This is a genomic window from Cellvibrio zantedeschiae, from assembly GCF_014652535.1.
GTDB lineage: Bacteria > Pseudomonadota > Gammaproteobacteria > Pseudomonadales > Cellvibrionaceae > Cellvibrio > Cellvibrio zantedeschiae.
In genome coordinates, this window is record NZ_BMYZ01000001.1 from 107071 (window position 1) to 122900 (window position 15830).

Sequence of the window (15830 nt, forward strand, 5' to 3'; positions counted from 1 at the left end):
ATGATAATATTGCACACCAGTGTTTTTTGAAAGAGATGATCTATGGCCTACTCGCGCGCATCAATTCCATTGTTTTCGGTCGCGTTGCTCGTGCTTACGGTCTATATGCTTTATTTAATCCTGTGGACAAATATTTTTAATATTCCTGCGCTGGATGATTCTTCATTACATCAAAATGCGTTTGCAACAGCAGAAGACTCGCATTATCCAGTTGATCAACATTCTACTTTCGATTCACAAACACTAAAAAAGATATTTACTCCCACTACTAAAAAAACAACTCAATCTGAGTCAGGCAATCCCGATCATTCGCAATCACACGCAGACACTCAACTGCCTGGCCAATCACTCTCTCAGACGGAACAAGCTTCCAGCATAGATTCTATGAAATCTGGTGGTGCAATTATCCCCACAAAAACTCCGCAACAAATTCGCGCTTACGAACTTAAAATATTATGGGATAAATACAGCGCACGCGTGCCGCGTTTGTATTCAAGCCCTTTAAGTTCAATGACAGAAACAACATTGGGCAGGGTAGGGGTAATTTCCATGAATCTGGATTTACTCTACCCGCAGGACCAAGGCGCATGGATGCTAAAAGTTGAAGGTGTGCGTGAAGAATTAATCGCAATAGCCGCAAAGGGTGAGCGCGAAGCGGTACGGGCATTGAGCTTTCAATACTTCCGAGCGCCGCTAAATAAAACAATCGAATCTCTCGCCTGGGCAATGATCGCCAACGCCATTGCGCCCAATGAATATTACCTAACTATATGCATGGCATCACCCGAGGCATTCCCGGAAGAGGTCTTTGTTCAAGCGAGTGAGCAAGCTCTAAATAATGTGGCGAATTACGGTTTTGTTGTTCGTAAATAGGTATCACGTTTTAAAAGAAGCGGTGACGGCTTATCTGGTTTAAATAAAAGACCAATTTTTTGCAGTGTACGAGGCCATTATTCTGCTCAAATCGCTTCTGTCAGAAATAATTATTAGCGATGTTTAATCTAATTATTTTTTGCCTTTCATTAAGGTGGACTTCATACAGTTAGGTATGAATTTTATAGCGTGTCTTGATGATGAGTTTATCGACGTGTTGATTGATGCGCTATACGCATCTGCTATGACAACTTGGAATTTGCCTTAGCGTCCAACCGTCGGAAACCGAAATATTTAGCATTAAAAGAAAGTGGCATCTCATTCAATTGTGCAGCAAATTCAATCAGTTATGCTAACGCACATTGAAAGTGCGTCGCGCTCCGGGCCGATAAGGAAATGTATAAATGGGATATCTACAAACGAATTTGTTCGGTTTGTTGGTGGTTTTTGCGAGTATTACCGCAGAAGCTAAACAAGCTTTGCCAGGCAAGCTTCTGCTTGATGATGGGCGTGGCGGGCCTTTTGAAACTCATCTCATTGACCTTGCCAATGGAAAGGCGCAAAAGCTTCCGCATAGCTCGGTAGGTGAGAGCCAGCAGAGTTCTGATTTGTGGGAAGCCGGGCAGCCCATGGGCAGCGGTATATTGGTACGCGAGGATCCAGTAGGTAATTTGGCTTTCATCAACAGTCGTTCGCTGAGGGAAGAGGCTCGTATAGACCTGGCGCCGCTGCGAGACGCAGGGGTAGATCCAGAATTTCGCTCAGCAATCCCCTCTCCTGATGGTCGCATGTTGTTGGGTTATTGGGAGCCGAACGATGCGCCCAAGCCGCGCTTGTATGTGATTAGCCGCGAGCAACAGGTTCTCGACAACGGATCGCCCTTCAAATACCCCACTGAAAATGCCACTTACGCTCTGGATTGGTTGCCAGATGGTCGCTATGTCTATCTGGCAGGTCAAACGCTCGTTACAGCCAAGCCCGACGCGGGAGTGGTATCGCAAGTGCGGTTGCCTATCGAGGCTGGTCTTGATGCCGATGGTGCAAGATTAAAAGTTAGCCCGGATGGTCAGCGCATCTTGTTAAATCTGTGGACGCGCGGAAAAACACCGCTCTCCCTGCTTTTTACCATGCGGTTGGATGGTAGTGATATGCGGTTGCTTGCGCACCCCAGCGAGCGAGTGTTGCGGGAAAACGCGCGTATATCATTGCAAGGTGCGACCTGGTCGCCCGATGGCAAATGGGTGGCGTTTGTCGTGGGCACAGTTAATCCCTCTGTACCGGGGTATTACCAGATTTGCCGGCCAATCTTATTTGTTCCTACGGATTCCGGCCCACATGAAGTCGATACAACCGCTGTAGCAGATCCTTATAAGCGGACTTTACCGGGGGAACCTGAACCACTTACAACCTGTGGCAACTTGAGCTGGCTACCTTGATTGCCATCTTTCCAATTACATCTTTAAAAACACACCATTAACAAAGGAGACAAATATGGGTGCCGATGCGTTTGTAGGTTTTTATGGGATCAAGATTGAACTGGATCCTGATGATGAAGACGAACTGGATGCTTGTGGGGAAGAGACAGATCCGCGCTGCGTTAAAGCCAAGCAGGCCGGATTGGAGTGCCACAGCGGGAATATGACCGACGGCGAGGATTATTTTCTATTTATCGGCAAGAATTTAGCCTGGCTGGGATTGGAGCACGATCAATACATTTCCTACTCGCCCGACTCGTTTAACGCTATTGTAGAAAGGGTAAATAGTCAGCTTAAGAATGCAGGCTTTACCGAAACACCAGCGCTGCATTTCCAATTTGTGGGGCAGTATTAACGCTGGATTGGTGAATTCCGGACTTCTTATTATTCCTTTTCCAGGCATCGCCCCATTACAGCCGGTGAGGAATTGAGCCCCTGGATGCGCCAACCCAGGGGCGTCCATACGGCCGTCATTGCACCGGCCAAATTTACTTCTTCGTCACTACGGTTTGATAGGGGCGGCATATCCAAACGCGGTGTATCTGTCGTTGCCAGCAGCTCGCGGATTGTGATTGGGTTTACATCTCCACCAATATCCGGCAAACAGCGAGCACCGTCGCGCATGACAGATGCGGGCGCTTTTATAATGTCTGGCCCTTCTACAAACTCAACTTGCGGTAACGATAGGTGCTCAAGCGCGGTGCCATCTTCCTTGGCAATAATATCGCGCAAGGAACGCCAGAATTGCACGAAGGCCTGGTGGCGATCCACCGCCGTTTTGCAACCTTTGGCTTGCGGCGACAGTACAGCTTGCGCGGGAAGCTTCAAGGCTCCGCAAGCGGCGGGAGTCACCGATACATGGTAATTGCTACCAGTGCGCATTATTTTCAAGCGATAGGCCTGGTTAAGCAGGTCATCCTGCCAGGCAAAAAGCCAGCTGCCGTCAGGTTGCTTTAAAGCTGGTCCGCTAGTGCTCAAATCACATTCCCGCGTGCCAGCATAAACGCTGACCCCCGCTGTGAGAGGTGTGCCTGTTGCATCCAGGCTGAGATGGACGTTATTAACATCGTCGATAGAACAAGACACTAACCTGGGTAATGTCACAAGAGGGCTTTCAGTCGCAGTTGCATAGCTTGGCCACAACAACAGGAAGGCGCTAAACAGAAAGGTACGTATTAACTGAAATGATTTCATTTTTCCTCCCTAATGGTTTTTTAGCCTTCACGGTTTTTCCCAGGCAACCAGGCTGCATACCGGAAAATGTGCAACTCCACCCATATTGATAAGGATTTCTTTAGCAAGATTATGTGGTCGTCCGTAGGCTATGCCGGACACATCTTTGGCGCCTACTGGAACCTGCCAGTAAGAGCATTTTCCAGTTCCGCCAGCGCCACCTAAACCACCACCAACCATGTTGGAGGTTGTATCGTATTTAAAGGCAACCCTGCTATCGTCAGGCGACCACACCGGGTGAGTCATATAGCCCTGGTTTGTTAAGCGATAGTGGTTTGAGCCGTCGATGTTGGCAATCCACACATCACCCATGAGGGCGGTTGCGGAGTTGCGCCAGAGATAATAAACCGCGATTTTGTTTCCCGCGTGATTGATTCGCCAAAGCCCAATTTGCTGCCCGGCGGGAATAGCAAGGCGACCAATGTCAGCCCATTTGCCATCAGGTCCGCTTATGGAAATAAGCCCGGTTTTGTCGTGAATTCGATACAAACGTCCATCCGCAAGGGTATCTATAGTGTTATCGCTGCCGCCACTGGAAAGCTCGCGAATAATGTCTCCTGTCCTCAGGTTGGCGACAAACATTTTGTCGCCATCGCTAGCGCCAACAAACGTACGGAGCAAATAAAAATCATGGTTTCCAAATACCGGGCCTGAAATGACTGTGCGCTTTGGAATCTGTTGTGTCACTAACAGCTGCCCGGATGAAACATCGTAGATATTTACAGTCTCTGTTCGGGTAGATGTATTTTTTGGAAAGATGGCCAGCTGTCGCCCGGCGGCAAGCAAAGAAAAGGTGTCATCGCCTTTTCGATAGGGAGCGAATTCTTCCCAGCGCTCACCCTTCACGTCGCCCTTAATTAATTTGCCCAGGGTCATGTCGGGAGTCAGTATGAATTCTTTATTGGTGTTGAATGATGGGTCGGATTGAGCTTTACATGTTGAGAATAGTATTGCAAAAACAAGCGCAAGTTTTCGTTTCGTCATACCAAACTCCCTGATGTTTTTTTCACGTTGAAATATTTCGCCAGCAATTTTCATTAAGGTATTGCTGTGTTTTTTCAAAGCGATTGTCGACAACGCATTTGGGAAGTCAATAAGAAAAACTGTTGTTGTGGTAGCGGCGATGAACGAGGCGAAAAAATTTTCTATAAGTGCTTAGGTGTTAAAAAAAATTATGGTTTTTAACGTGAGTGACAGCGAGTTTTTTAACAACTAGTTTGTGTCTTAATATTGGGGTGGGTGTGGTGCGAGGCGTCCAACTGGAGTTAATCAAAACAAACTAGTGTTTGTTTTGACCCTGCGGGCTTCGGTGCTTTTGCCCCTCGTTTCAAACGCGTTGCGTTTGTGAACCAGGAACTTTGAAGAACAAACCGCAGCGCTACGCGTTAAATAAAAAGCCCCTATCGGTTTTTGCCGATAGGGGCTTTTTATTTAATATGGTGGGCCCAACTGGACTTGAACCAGTGACCTGCCGATTATGAGTTTGATGGTCTTCTGTTTTATGGTTATTGATGAGTATTGATATGGGTTTATATTTATAACAAAATCAATAGGTTATTTTGTTTTTATGATTGATGAGTATTTCTGTGTGTTGAGCTATTTTGATAGCATTTGTAGCACAGGTGTAGCACAGGAATCGTTCGCATGTCAGAAAAATCAAAGCTTAGATTTACAAAAGAGCTGTTATTAGCATTGCCTATTGCTGCGAAGCGTGAGCGTTATCGAGATTCAAAGGTAGAGGGGTTGGTCTTAGATATTCTGACAACAGGGAAGAAGGTTTTTCGTGTCTACAAAAGAGTTCGAGGGACTCCTGCACCAATAAGCGTCACGATAGGAAGGTTTCCAGAAGTAACCATCGAGCAGGCTCGTACACATGCTTTAAAAATCCTTGGCGCCATCTCTCTGGGGGTCAATCCAAATGAGCTTGAGCGCATTAACCGCCGCTCGAATATTACCCTGCTGCAAGTCTATGAAGATTATAAGTCTCGAAAAGAACTTAAATCGGAAACTATACGTGGATATGAACAGGTTATGCGGACCTACGTTAGCGATTGGCATGCATTACCAATAATTACTATTACTGAGTCTTTGATAAAGCTCAGGCACAAAGAATTAAGCGCGAGCAGCAAAGCCCAAGCGGACTTGTGCATGCGTTTACTTCGAGCGTTATTCAACTTTGCATTATATGAATATAAAAACGCAAATGATGAGTCAATTTTCACTAAAAATCCTACTCACGTTCTTAGTCATCAAAAGCTATGGAATAACGTTGGGCGTAAGCAAACTCGAATTTATCAAAATGATATTAAGGGGTGGTATGGAGCAATTTCGCGAGTGCGAAATACTTCCGACGCTTTTACCCAAGCGGTTTGCGATTTTGTAGAAATGACTTTTTTTACAGGCTTGCGCAAAACGGAGCTACTTTGTCTTCCTTGGGCTGATGTTGATTTAAAAGCTCGTGTTTTTTGTGTTGCAAAAACAAAAAATGGAGTCCCCTTATTGTTGCCTATTGGAGATCATTTGCTGACTATTTTTGAACGTCGTCGCAAGCAAACAGATGGGGCTTTTGTGTTTCAGGCAAATAATGAGCATGGTTATGTTCGGGAGCCTAAGAAAATAATTGCTAAATTGGTGGAGGAGAGTGGTATTCCGTTTACGCTGCATGATTTGCGTAGAACTTACACAAGCACTGCTGAATTATTAAAAATTGGTACATATACCATTAAGCGGCTGCTTAATCATAAAACTAAACGAGACGATGTGACCGCCGGATATACAATTTTGACTGCAGAAGAATTACGAAGTCCGGTTCAGGTTATTGAGACAAGGCTTCTTGAACTCGCAGGTATTAAAAGCGATCAACATATCAATCGTGATAGATTGTTATCAATCATAGATACGCTGTCTGATGCAGATAAATCGCTTCTAATATCCAAATTGTCTGACTCTAAATTTACCTTAGTCGCTTTGGATGGCGCTAGAGGCGAGGCTGACTAAAATCGGGTTTGTATTCGGCGAAAAGTTCATCGAGATCATCAGGTTCATCCTTAAGGCTACAAGATGTCGCGTCGCATATTGGACACTTTATATAAAAGCTTTTCCCTTTAGGGCATCGAGCGCCATCAATCTTTTTTACGTTTCCCTTGGATGTGAACGCAGGCTCGTTGTTGCATTTAGGTGCTGTGCACTTGATTTTGCGGTCTTTTTGAAAAATAAAGATAGTTCCGTTGCAGCCTAATATGCTGCAGGTTTTTTTAACAGAATCGCTGTTCTCCATTTTAACTCCTACATATTTTTATTTTTTTAAATTTCGACACTTAACAGCCTGCGCCAGATTTGGACTTTTGCTATTCATACAATAATTCCCACCGAATAATTATACCACAAAATGGTTCGCAATAAATTTTGGCTAGGTTAAATCCCGTTACACTGATATCAGATATCCTGCAAAACAATTAATTGAATTATGAATTAATGTTTCCGATAGCTGCATATTAGTTACTCCTTAATTATTCTTTAACTATAGTCCCTCCCACACCTTTAAATTTCTCTACAAACGCAGCGATTTTTTGAAACACACTTTGTTTCTTTGCGAGGTATTGCGGGTTTAGCGGGCTCATCTTGGGTAGGATGGCGTTAAGCTCTGTTCCTGCATCGCTGGCGTACTCTCGCTTGAGCGACGTGGTGATATACCGCTTTGCGGCTTCTTGATTCAGATTCTCAGTAATAATCAGCTCTTCTGCTTCACGTTGCTGTTCGGCTTGGGCATACTTATAAAAAGCTTCGATTACGTTAACGGCATTATCAATTTTGTCGAGGTCAGTTTGATTGATGAAGTCAACGACCAAGCTTTCTTTAGCGCGATTGCCGAGGCTTGCGCGAATGATCCGGCGCATCTCTTCGACTAACTCTACTTTGCTTTTGGTTTTTTTGTGGTGCTCGAAAATCAGCTCCAGAATGTAATCCAAATTGATCTCTTGCGATTTAAGCAAATCCACCTCAAACACTACATCGTCCCAGTCGATGGTTGATTTAGCTTTTTCTTCGGCGGATTTTTCACGGCGTTGCCAATCGCGAATATCGTTGTAGCTAGAGCGGTAGTCTTGAATCTTGCGCTCGGCGGGCAGGCGTATGGTTTGCAACGCCGCCAGCTTTTCATCATCCAAATAATGTTCTGCTTTAAATGCCTCAACGGCTTCTGGGCTGTTTATATCCAGTTTTTGCAAGGCTTTTAGGCTGGCAAATTCGTCGTAGTTTTGCAGCACGTTTTCTACGCGCAAGTATTCGCCAAAGAGCTTGGCAAAGGCTTTTTTATCGGACTCTGTTTCGATGGTGGTTGGATCAGGAAAGCGTTGCTCCAGTTCGCTCACTACATCCATAAAACCGCGTCGTGCTTCGCCGGTCACCACATCGGTAAAGCCTTCCATGTATTCCTTGTAGCTCTTTTCCAGTACGACGTTTTTAGTGTTCTTGTCACCAAACAACGTGATTGCGTCCACTGTCGCCGTTTCCAGATCGCGAAAGGTGACGATATTGCCGAACGTTTTTGTCGCATCATAAATACGGTTAGTGCGCGAAAAGGCTTGCATCAAGCCGTGGAAGCGAAGATTTTTATCCACAAACAAAGTATTAAGCGTTGGTGCATCAAAGCCTGTAAGGAACATTCCCACCACAATCAATAAATCGATTTCTTTGGTTTTAACCCGCATGGCTAAATCGCGGTAATAATTCTGGAAGCCGTTACTATCCACACTGAAATTCGTTTTAAAGAATAGGTTGTAATCAGCAATCGCAGCGCTTAAAAATTCTTTGGCGCTACTGCTCATCGCAGACACTTCAAAACCCTCGTCCTGAATGTCGCCTATCGCATCCTGCTCTTCATTGGCGGCAAAAGAAAAGATGGTGGCGATCTTCAGTGGCTTTTCGCTCTTAGCCTGTAAGCTATTCAAGGATTCATAATACAGCTTGGCGGCATCCACACTGCTTACCGCAAACATGGCATTAAAGCCCTTAGCGTTAGCCTGTAAACGATGAGTTTTCTGGCGATAGTTATTGAGAATGTATTGGGAAATCTCCCGAATACGTTCGGGGTGTAAGAGTGCTTCCTTATTTTCTGCTGCGGTGAGTTTTTTCTCGTCCAGCTCGGTTTCTATGGCTTTAAATTGTGGGCGCACATCGTTGTAGTCCACTTTGAACTTGAGCACCTTTTCATCGCGTATCGCGTCGGTAATCACATAGGCATGCAGTTCGCGGCCAAATACGGTTGCCGTGGTTTCTGCACCTAGCGCATTTTGTGGGAAGATAGGCGTGCCGGTGAAACCGAACTGATAGAAACGCTTAAATTTTTTGTTTAGGTTTTTCTGTGCCTCACCAAACTGGCTGCGGTGGCATTCATCAAAAATAAACACCACTTGCTTACCGTAAATGGGCAAGTCGCCTTCAGTTTTCATCAGATTGTTGAGCTTTTGGATGGTGGTAACGATAATTTTATTATCGTCTTTTTCCAAGTTGCGCTTTAAGCCGGCGGTGCTGTCTGAGCCGTTTACGCTATCGGGTGAAAAGCGTTGATACTCCTTCATGGTTTGGTAGTCCAAGTCTTTCCTGTCTACCACAAAAAATACTTTATCAATAAATTCCAGCTCGGTTGCCAAGCGCGCTGCTTTAAAACTGGTTAAGGTTTTGCCGGAACCGGTAGTGTGCCAAATAAAGCCCCCGCTTTCTGGTTTGCTCCAGCTTTTCGCCTCAAACGAGCTTTTGATTTTCCACATAATGCGTTCGGTGGCGGCGATCTGATAGGGGCGCATTACTAGCAGCGTATTGCTTACATCAAATACCGAATAATGCAGCAGCACGTTCAGCAGCGTGTGTTTCTGGAAGAAAGTGGCGGTAAAATCTTTTAAATCTTTAATGAGATTGTTATCGGCCTTCGCCCAGTTCATGGTGAAGTCGAAACTATTTTTATTGCGCGCGGTAGTATTGGCAAAATAACGGCTATCGGTACCGTTAGAAATCACAAACAGCTGCAAATACTTATACAGCGATTGTTGGCTATTAAAACTCTCTTTACTGTAGCGGTGCACTTGGTTAAAGGCTTCACGAATAGCAACACCACGTTTTTTTAATTCAATTTGCACCAGTGGCAAACCATTAACCAAAATTGTCACATCGTAACGGTTGGCGTGGCTACCCGCCTGTTCAAACTGCTTAATCACCTGCACTTTGTTGCGGGCGATGCTTTTCTTATCGAACAGGTAAATGTTCTTTATGCGGCCATCATCAAACACAAAATCGTGGATATAGTCGTTATGGATTTTGCGGGTTTTATCGACAATATTATCGCTGGGTTTATCTAAAAAGGTTTCCACAAAACGCAGCCATTCACTTTCTAAAAACGCCACATTATTAAGAGCCTGTAGTTGCAGGCGAACATTGGCCAGCATAGCCGCCGCGTTATTCACGCTGGGCAGGTATTCATAGCCTTGGTTTTGCAAATCCTGAATAAACTCGCGCTCCAAATCGCCTTCGCTCTGGTAGCTTTCTTTAACTTCCCATTCTCTTTTGTATTTATCCAGAACGATAAAGTTATTGGATTCGGCGATAGTTTTGTAGTCGGTCATTGCGTTTGGTTCCTGGTATCCATTACCACAGATTAAATGAGCTGAGCGTACTGACGAAGCAGTGACACGGTTTGCGGAAGTTGTTGTTTTTGTAAGTTGGCGAGGAAATCATCAACATCCATAGCAGGATTTTTTAAGGCATTACGTTGATCGCGAAATGCAGAGCAGCAAATGGCAGGCGCCATATCAATTTGGTAATAAATAAAATCGTCTGGGTGAATAACTTCAATTTGAAAAGACGCCAAATACTCTTCTGGAAAGTCTTTTAAATTTGACGTCACAATTGCATCAGCTTTGCTTTTAATCGCGGCAGCCAGTACATGGCGGTCATCTGCATCAGGCAATTCAAGCCCCTGAATTAAGCTCTCGTAACCCGTGACTTTGGCATCAGGCACATGGCGATCCATCAACTCCCGCACCTTTTCCAATTGATCGCGGTTATATTTTCCTTCTCTTAGACGTGCGTTAATCCACTCGTCGTGTATTCGGTCTGTCCAATAAGCTTTAAATAAATTTTTACTGGCCAGACGCATTAGGCTATCCCGCAGGGGGGCGGGATAGAGCACGCAGGCATCAAAGACGACTGAGAACCGCACCATTAACTCTCATACCCCATACCTAAGGATTGCGAGAGTGCTGTTAGTTCATCTAATGCTTGGCTTCTTTGGCTATCAATCTTCTCTTTGTACTCAAGTACATCTTTAGCTAGAACGCGGCGATGCGCGCCAACCTTACGAAAGGGCAGCTCGTTCTTCTCCAGTAGGCTAACCAAATGTGGGCGGCTCACATTCAATAAATTGGCCGCCTCTTGGGTACTGAGTTCATGGTGAATAGGAACAAGGCTTATAGCGTTGCCCTTGGCCATTTCTGAGAGTATATCCAGCAACAATTGCAGTACTGGGCCAGGTAATACAAGGTCTTCAGCCGTACCGTTGCTGCCCCTGAGCGACATTTGCACCCTATCGGCATCCGCATACTTACTGAGCATACGGCTGGAGAGTTTGGCCTCTTCCATTTCGGGCTTGGTAGGTAAATGCACAATATTATGCCTAGCGTTCATAACAACCTCCGTTATCGCCTCAAATAGGCGGATATTATGGGGGAACTATAGCATAAACGAAATAAACGAAAAGCCCTAAAGAGTGAGGCGGACTGCGCACAGCCCTCGCTACTTCTCCATCCGGTCGGGAAAGCTCGTTAGCAGGTCGCGGTGCTGTGCAGGAGTTCTGCGGTTTAGATTGTTGGACATGAGGCCTCCTCCTCGGAGTATTTATCTAAAACGATTCCTTACGGCGGTGGAGTTGGTGTCATCATCCATTTTGTAGTTCCTGGGTCCTGAAGCCATAAGTCGTTGTCAAATATTTTACTAGCTCGTCCAATTTTTCTTTGTCCCTATCTTCAATATCAGCAATCTCTTCACCTGCATGGGCGGAATGGCTGGATAGATTAAGAATTCTATTTAAGAATGGGTCTGGTTGTCCGCCTTGCGTTTTTGGTAGAAGCGCGGGCCAGTGGTTGTAGCCCAAGAATGTGGCCATTTTTTCCAAGATGTTCCGCAGAAAGCCAAAGTGGTATTTTCGAACTTGACCACTCGTAATAGCTTCTTGCAGTTCGGATAATAAAAACAAATGATAAGAAAAAGGGGAGTCTGTTGGTTGTTCTACAATCTGAAAAAGCCCATCAGCTTTTTTTGCTAACCGGTGTTTCTTAAATTCATTGTTTGGATTGTAGGTGAGTTTGTAGGTTCCATCGGCCTGCTTTTCATAGGCTTTGTTACTCAGCTCATTACTTAGAACGTTATAAAACAGTGGGCTGTGGGTTGTAATAATAAATTTAAGATTAGATTTACTCGATTTAATTAACACCGCGAGGTCAACTGCTAGTTCAATTAGATGGTTGTCATCCAGAGAACAAACCGGATCATCAATAAAAACATATTCCAACTGATCAAATTTATCAGTTATTCGGTTCGTGGGATCAGGTTCATTGCGAATGGAAACTACTTGCTCCAATAATGTGTAAATAACACTCCAAACGAAGTTGCTTTCCTCTCCCTTAGAAATTTTCACAATTTCATAATTCCCTTGAACTACTATAGCGCCGTCGTCGGTTGTAACGATAGCGTCGCCCACCACTACTGGCTGATTGGCTGCTATTTTAAAAGTTACCTCAGAAAAAGCAGGAACGGGAACTTCAACTTCCCTCCCATCATGATCTTCGATTTTCAATACGTATGCTTCATTGAACTCTGGCGAGACTCTACTACTCGTGTAGCGCTGAAAATTGGAAATGATGTTGCCGTCTTCTCCTAAGTCTTTAAGCAAAGTAATAAGCCAACCTGTAAATGTATTTGGCTGAACTTTCAATTTTGGCTTAGGATCAATTTCAGCTTTTAAATCGTTATCCCAGTAAAACAAGTCTTCAGTAAAAGCATTGTAATAAAGAATTTTTTCGCGAGGCTGATTGTTTTCATCATCGGTGATTTTGGGTGCAACCAAATTTTTAAACTCAAGTGACAAACGAGTCTTGCCTGTACCATTGAAAGCATAAATCAACTGTACCTTTTTATTAGCGTCTTTTAGTTCCTGAGCTATGTCCTTTAATTCCTTGTTCATGTTATGCCGTTACCTCTTTAGCTTTCGGAAAGCTCAACAACAAATCACGGTAATACTCGTATTGTTTTTGGCGCAGTTCGATTTCTCGGGGCAAGCCTTCGGTGATAGAGCTGGTTAGTGCGTCAAATTTATCCAAAAGAGATACGATGCGTGCTTGTTCAGTAAGCGAGGGAATGGGTAACAATCTTTTCTCAATAGCCCCCTTTCCAACATGCATCATTGTCGAACCTGTACCATGCTCCGCCTTGAGCGCCTCCGTATCCCACGCCAATAGATAAAAAAGATATTTCTTAGAAATAAGGGTGGCATCAGGTACAACTTTCCAAATGTGGTAGTGATAAATTACTTTTTCACCGCCCCAAATTTTTGGCCCAAATGAGGCTGACCATGCGTATAACAAATCACCATTATCACAATACTTATCTTCATCAAGCTCAAGGTTAGAATAATACCAATTGCCGTTCGTAAAGAAATTACCTACCCTTAAAACTGGATACTTACCCATTTCGAGTAACTCCGGCTGCTTGTAGGCTCTGCCATTTATAAAGCGGCATACCTCCCCCAACGTCTTCCTCTCCACCACCCCCTCTTCAAAACTCAACAGCTGATCGCGAAAGTAGTTGTATTGTTTTTTGCGTGCATTAAGCTCGGCGGTCAGCTCGGCGGTCAGCTCGGCGGTGTGGGCGGTAAATGCGTCCAACATGCGGACGATTTCGGATTGGATTTCTAGAGATTTTTTTGGGTTTTCTGGGCAGGGGATGGGGATTTGGAAATCCTTAATCTTGGCATCAGAAATTGCAGGATACGCCGAACCGCTCTGATTTTCTTCAAGGTATTTTTTGAAATCAGTGGAGGATACCCAATGCAAAATCCATTTAGGTAAAACCTTACCACTATTTGTGCGCAATACACAGTATCCCGTACTCGCAACTTCGCCCGAATAACCTTCGGGAATTAAGCAGTACCGCATTTGTGTAGGGCGAGTTGTTGCAAAAATAACATCATCCTTTTCCACAAGCTTTTGTGCTCGGCTTGGTGCGTTGCTAGATGAAACTACAGATGTTTCAGTTATTGATTTTGTTTCAATATCCACAGAAGTGAGATCAATATAACGATAGGTTCGATCTGCATCTCTCCACTTTATATTGTTTGTGGGCAATACGACTTCCCCTATAGCCATCCACTCTACATCAACGCCATCCAACAGCCTTTCCAAATAGTTCAAGCTGCTCATGCGTCCAACTCCTCACCTTCAATCTCCGCCACAATCGCATCAATCTCTTTGCGCAGCATGTCGATTTTGGCAACGGTGGTTTTGAGTTCGGCATTGAGCTGATTAATATTCACCACTTCACGATTATCTTTCGCTTCTACATAGCTGCTTACCGACAGGTTGTAGTCATTTTCCGCACTGGAAATTATTTCTACTGACACCGTTTTGGCAAAGTGTTCAATGTTCGCTTTGCTATCGAACACTTTCATTATTTCTTCAACATGAGCATCGGTCAGGATGTTGTTATTGGTTTCTTTTTTAAATAAACCGCTGGCGTCTATAAATTGGATGGCGTTGTCTTTTTTGTTTTTGGCTAATACCAAAATGGTCACAGCGATGGTGGTACCAAAAAATAGATTAGGCGCTAATGAAATCACCGTTTCTACATAATTGTTATCCACCAAATATTTTCGAATTTTCTGCTCTGCACCGCCACGGTAAAAAATACCGGGAAAACACACAATAGCAGCGCGGCCTCTGCTAGATAAATAACTTAGCGCATGCAATACAAAGGCAAAATCCGCTTTGGATTTAGGCGCTAGCACACCGGCGGGGGCAAAGCGTTCATCGTTAATCAGGGTTGGGTCGTCGCTGCCAATCCATTTAACGGAATACGGAGGGTTGGAAACAATCGCATCAAATGGCTTGTCATCAAGAAAGTGCGGCTCTCGTAAAGTATCGCCCAGCTGCACATTGAACTTGTCGTAGTTAATGTTGTGCAAAAACATATTCATACGCGCAAGGTTGTAGGTGGTGTGGTTTAGCTCTTGCCCGTAAAAACCTTCATCAATAATGTGCGCATCAAAATGTTTTTTAGCTTGCAAAAGCAGCGAGCCAGAACCACAGGCAGGGTCGTAAATTTTATTCACGCTAGTTTGGCCATGCATGGCAAGTTGCGCGATAAGTTTGGACACATGCTGCGGAGTAAAAAATTCACCGCCAGATTTGCCCGCGTTAGCTGCGTAGTTGGAAATTAAAAATTCGTAGGCATCGCCAAACAAGTCGATATGGGATGCATCCGCTTTTTCATAAAAATTATGGCCAAAATCCAAACCTGCTACGCCTTTGAGCACAGCGGCCAAGCGCAGGTTTTTGTCTTTTACCGTATTACCAAGGCGGTTGCTGGTGGTATCAAAATCAGCAAACAGGCCTTTAATATCTTTCTCGGAGGGGTAACCGTTGGCGGAGCTTTCTATAGCGCCAAAGATGGCGGCAAGATCGGTATTCAAACTTTCGTTGGTATTCGCAGCCTTGACCACATTGGCAAACAACTGGCTGGGGTAGATAAAGTAGCCCTTGGTTTTAATGGCGTCGTCTTTAATGTCTGGCGTGATCACGCTGTCGGGCAGTTCGGCGTAAGTAATGCTGTCGTCACCGGCTTCAATGTAGATAGCAAAGTTTTCGCTGATAAAGCGGTAAAACAAAGTGCCTAGCACGTATTGTTTAAAATCCCAGCCATCGACGGCGCCGCGTACATCGTTGGCAATCGACCAGATTTGGCGTTGCAGGGCGGCGCGTTGTTGTGAACTTGTCATTCTTATTTCCTGTTTAATTCGTTTAGTGCTTATAGTTAAAAATAGTGTCGATTGCTTTTGGCTATTAAATAACAGCCTGCTTATCGTCGAGTTAAGCCGGTTGCCTAGTGTGCCTTATGTCGCAAGGCAACAGGTATTTTTTTGAGGCTGCCATAATAATCCGTGATTAAGCTTCATTGTTAGAAGCTTAATCGCCATTTGGTTTGCCG

The 15830-nt window shown here is 44.6% G+C and carries 12 protein-coding genes; 4 read left to right on the forward strand and 8 right to left on the reverse strand.

The features are described from left to right. Positions 1 to 42: 42 nt before the first annotated feature. The 3 genes from IE104_RS00515 to IE104_RS00525 all read left to right on the forward strand — a co-directional run bounded on the left by IE104_RS00515 (position 43) and on the right by IE104_RS00525 (position 2703). Entirely contained in the window at positions 43 to 873 is an 831-nt protein-coding gene (locus tag IE104_RS00515; protein ID WP_189415035.1) for a hypothetical protein, read from the forward strand. A gap of 404 nt (positions 874 to 1277) precedes the next feature. Next, complete coding sequence (locus tag IE104_RS00520; RefSeq protein ID WP_189415037.1) at positions 1278 to 2309, forward strand: TolB family protein; 1032 nt, start codon at positions 1278 to 1280, stop codon at positions 2307 to 2309. 55 nt (positions 2310 to 2364) lie between these two features. Then, the gene (locus tag IE104_RS00525; RefSeq protein WP_189415039.1) at positions 2365 to 2703 is read left to right on the forward strand and encodes a hypothetical protein; all 339 of its coding nucleotides are present in this window, start codon (positions 2365 to 2367) and stop codon (positions 2701 to 2703) included. A gap of 29 nt (positions 2704 to 2732) precedes the next feature. Here IE104_RS00525 and IE104_RS00530 read toward each other — a convergent pair whose 3' ends face one another. Both IE104_RS00530 and IE104_RS00535 read right to left on the reverse strand, forming a co-directional pair. Further along, positions 2733 to 3542 carry a hypothetical protein gene (locus IE104_RS00530; RefSeq protein WP_189415041.1) on the reverse strand — a complete coding sequence of 270 codons (810 nt, stop codon included), beginning with the start codon at positions 3540 to 3542 and terminating at the stop codon, positions 2733 to 2735. A 27-nt stretch (positions 3543 to 3569) separates the two neighbouring features. Further along, positions 3570 to 4565, reverse strand: a complete 996-nt coding sequence (locus IE104_RS00535; RefSeq protein ID WP_189415043.1) for a TolB-like translocation protein — start codon at positions 4563 to 4565, stop codon at positions 3570 to 3572. 660 nt (positions 4566 to 5225) lie between these two features. Here IE104_RS00535 and IE104_RS00540 point away from each other — a divergent pair. Continuing rightward, positions 5226 to 6578: a tyrosine-type recombinase/integrase gene (locus IE104_RS00540; protein ID WP_189415045.1), complete on the forward strand. Its 1353-nt coding sequence runs from the start codon at positions 5226 to 5228 to the stop codon at positions 6576 to 6578. Between the two features lie 512 nt (positions 6579 to 7090). On the opposite strand, the gene IE104_RS00545 is transcribed toward IE104_RS00540, so the two are convergent. The 6 genes from IE104_RS00545 to IE104_RS00570 form a co-directional block, all read right to left on the reverse strand. Further along, complete coding sequence (locus IE104_RS00545; RefSeq protein WP_189415047.1) at positions 7091 to 10198, reverse strand: HsdR family type I site-specific deoxyribonuclease; 3108 nt, start codon at positions 10196 to 10198, stop codon at positions 7091 to 7093. A 32-nt stretch (positions 10199 to 10230) separates the two neighbouring features. Then, positions 10231 to 10797, reverse strand: coding sequence for a PIN domain-containing protein (locus IE104_RS00550; protein WP_189415049.1), 567 nt, complete (start codon positions 10795 to 10797; stop codon positions 10231 to 10233). Continuing rightward, positions 10797 to 11258, reverse strand: coding sequence for a helix-turn-helix domain-containing protein (locus IE104_RS00555; protein WP_189415051.1), 462 nt, complete (start codon positions 11256 to 11258; stop codon positions 10797 to 10799). Before IE104_RS00555 ends, IE104_RS00550 begins: the two co-directional genes overlap by 1 nt. A gap of 250 nt (positions 11259 to 11508) precedes the next feature. Next, positions 11509 to 12813, reverse strand: a complete 1305-nt coding sequence (locus tag IE104_RS00560) for an AAA family ATPase (protein WP_189415053.1) — start codon at positions 12811 to 12813, stop codon at positions 11509 to 11511. A 1-nt stretch (position 12814) separates the two neighbouring features. Further along, on the reverse strand, positions 12815 to 14047 hold the full coding sequence (locus tag IE104_RS00565; protein ID WP_189415055.1) for a restriction endonuclease subunit S: 1233 nt from the start codon (positions 14045 to 14047) through the stop codon (positions 12815 to 12817). Beyond that, complete coding sequence (locus IE104_RS00570) at positions 14044 to 15621, reverse strand: type I restriction-modification system subunit M (protein WP_189415057.1); 1578 nt, start codon at positions 15619 to 15621, stop codon at positions 14044 to 14046. Before IE104_RS00570 ends, IE104_RS00565 begins: the two co-directional genes overlap by 4 nt. Positions 15622 to 15830: the final 209 nt, after the last annotated feature.